Origin of the sequence: Synechococcales cyanobacterium T60_A2020_003 (assembly GCA_015272205.1) — a bacterium.
In the GTDB taxonomy this organism is placed as follows: domain Bacteria; phylum Cyanobacteriota; class Cyanobacteriia; order RECH01; family RECH01; genus JACYMB01.
In genome coordinates, this window is record JACYMB010000165.1 from 1 (window position 1) to 2659 (window position 2659).

Annotated in this window: 4 protein-coding genes; 1 reads left to right on the forward strand and 3 read right to left on the reverse strand. The window is 51.9% G+C overall.

Translation table 11 applies throughout. The features are described from left to right. Positions 1-488 (forward strand): hypothetical protein (locus IGR76_08690; GenBank protein MBF2078583.1); only part of this gene is annotated, 488 nt, incomplete at its 5' end. An 18-nt stretch (positions 489-506) separates the two neighbouring features. Here IGR76_08690 and IGR76_08695 read toward each other — a convergent pair. The 3 genes from IGR76_08695 to IGR76_08705 all read right to left on the reverse strand — a co-directional run. Beyond that, on the reverse strand, positions 507-956 hold the full coding sequence (locus IGR76_08695) for an SRPBCC family protein (GenBank protein ID MBF2078584.1): 450 nt from the start codon (positions 954-956) through the stop codon (positions 507-509). Then, on the reverse strand, positions 957-1691 hold the full coding sequence (locus tag IGR76_08700) for an HAD family phosphatase (protein ID MBF2078585.1): 735 nt from the start codon (positions 1689-1691) through the stop codon (positions 957-959). It lies immediately after the preceding gene. A 269-nt stretch (positions 1692-1960) separates the two neighbouring features. Then, on the reverse strand, positions 1961-2659 hold a 699-nt coding region (locus IGR76_08705), incomplete at its 5' end, for an aconitate hydratase B (GenBank protein MBF2078586.1).

A 2659-nucleotide genomic window follows, 5' to 3' on the forward strand; every position in this document is an offset into this window, starting at 1 on the left:
CTCGCCAAAATGCGCTCCTTAAACAGGAAGTGCAAACGATCGTACAGTCCGCTTTGAACCTGCAACAGGTGATTGCTCCTCAAAATTCGGTGCAGAGATTTGATCCGCCGCCCGCAGAGGTCATGCCTCCCGCGATCGCCCCTAATTTTGCACCTAAGGTTTCCTATGAATCTCCAGAACCTCGATTGAGCGATCGCCCTGCTCCAGCGCCAGACCAGGCACCATCTGCCAAAGTCTCAAAAATGGGGAAAGCACCGGACGTTACACCAGTGCCCTCGCCAGCCTCTTTAAACCTCGCAGATTTACCGACGATTGATCAGGCTGAGACCTTTTTCACCGAGCACCCCGAATCCCCCCACGCCCTTGAGAAAGAGCCTCGCCAACTGAGTGGCCTCTGGCTATTGCTCATTGTCCTAACCATTATGGTCACTGCGTTTACCGCCGGATTTTTGGTTATGCGTCCAATTCTACTGAAGAACAGTCAATAAGGCTTCGATCGTGATTGTTCAACGACAGCAAAGCTGCTGGGTCACCTGATGGCGGTAGGTAAACAGACGCTTCAGCTCTTGCTGCACGTAGCCATTGCCCAAGCAGTATCCAACTAATCCTCCGGGTAGGGTGTAGGTGATTACATCCGTCAGGCAAGTGCGATCGCCCTCAAGGGCTTCAAAACAATGACGATGTACCCATTGGTCAAACGGGCCTTGCACTTGCTCGTCGGTGAATAAATAGGGGCGATCGCATTCAATGTGCTGGGCAAGCCACTGGACAGGGATCGGCCCAAACCACAGGCGGAATTCTGATACTGCTCCAACGTCTAAACCACCCTCCCGGCGCACCACCTCTACCGATTGCCAGGATGGAGTCAGCACATTGAGCACGTCAGGACGTTCATGAAACTGCCAGATAACGTCAATCGGTGCGTCAATTACAGAGGAATACGAAAAACTTGGCATTTACCGATCCTCCACGAGTAAGCGATCAATCAGTTCCGCTACCCCAGCCCCCCGTGTGGTAGCGGTAACCCAATGTACCTGAGCTTTGAGGTCGTCTAGGGCATTACTGACCGCTACCGAAAAGCCGCATAACTCCAAGAAGACGGCATCGTTTTCGGCATCCCCAACACCAACCGTGGCGGCATGGGGAATCCCGATTTCCTCTAGAGCCGCATTTAATCCGTGGGCTTTGTCAATTCCTTCGGGCAAAATCATGACTGCCCCTTTATTCCTGATGATCTGAAGATGATCTAGACTTAGCACCTCAATCAACTCTTGAACCGTTGCGACATGGGGAACCCACGTGGCCACAATGATGCGACCAACGGCGAGCATCTTCAGGTTTTGCTGTTTAACTAAGGTTTGAAATTCTGGCGGAATCTGACCTTCGGGTGTGCTTTGGAGAATGCGATCGCTCAATTGACTCACAAACTCTGGATGGGGTGGTTCTGCCAATAGTCGCTCTGCCCCCGTTTCAGGGAAGTACAGCACTGCGCCATTTTCTACCACTACTAGATCAAAGAGATCCATGTGGGAAAACACGCTCAAGAAGTCATCCATGCGTCGCCCGGTGATTAGGATTAGCTTGCGACCTGATGCCTTCCAACGCCGAAGGGCATCTAAAGTGATTGAATCAACAACGCCGTCAGTGGCTAGGGTTCCATCATAGTCTGTTGCTGGAGCTAGGTATTGCATGGGCAATGGGGTAGGTGAACGCTACCTATCATATCGCCAGCATTCCGCTGATGTAGGATGAACATTTTTTTGAAATCCCGTCCCGTTTTCCATGCGTTGTAAATGATTAACAGCTAGCGATCGCCCCTCGTCTCGATTAGATAAGCTCCAGTATTTGCAGTCTATACAGGACTAGAACGAGGACTATATCCACATGTACCTAATTTAAGAAGGGAGTTTTCCCGAAGCAAAACTCCCTTTCGTCAGCAGTTTCGTTAAACAGCAAGCTATTAGGACAGCGTTCCTGCGGGGATTCCTAAAATATCTTCAATCTTAGGCATTTCCTCTAGCGGAACTACACGCCCCTCATCTTCAAATCCTGGAATCTGATCAAAGTTGAGATAGCGATAGAGATCCGCCGCAAAGGGATCGAGCTTCTTGGTCACAATCTCTAGGTATTCCTCAACGGTCGGAATGCGACCCAACAGTGCACAAACCGCCGCCAGTTCCGCAGAACCGAGATAAACCCGCGCATCTTTACCCATGCGGTTATTGAAGTTACGGGTCGAGGTGGAGAAGACCGTCACGCCATCCGCGACTCGTGCCTGGTTACCCATACAGAGAGAACATCCCGGCATTTCCGTTCGCGCACCTACCGAGGCAAACGTACCGTAGTATCCCTCTTCCCGAAGCTGCTTCTCATCCATGCGGGTTGGGGGACAGATCCAGAGCCGGACGTTGACCTGGGGCGCACCTTCCAGGATCTTAGCCGCAGCGCGATAGTGTCCAATGTTGGTCATGCAGGAACCAATAAAGACCTCGTGGATCGGATCGCCCGCACATTCCGACATCAGCTTAATGTTGTCGGGATCATTGGGAGCAGCAACAATCGGCTCCTTAATTTGATTCAGATCCACCTCGATCACGTCCGCGTACTCCGCCTCCGCATCCGCTGCCATCAGCGTCGGGTTCGCCAGCCATGCCTCCAT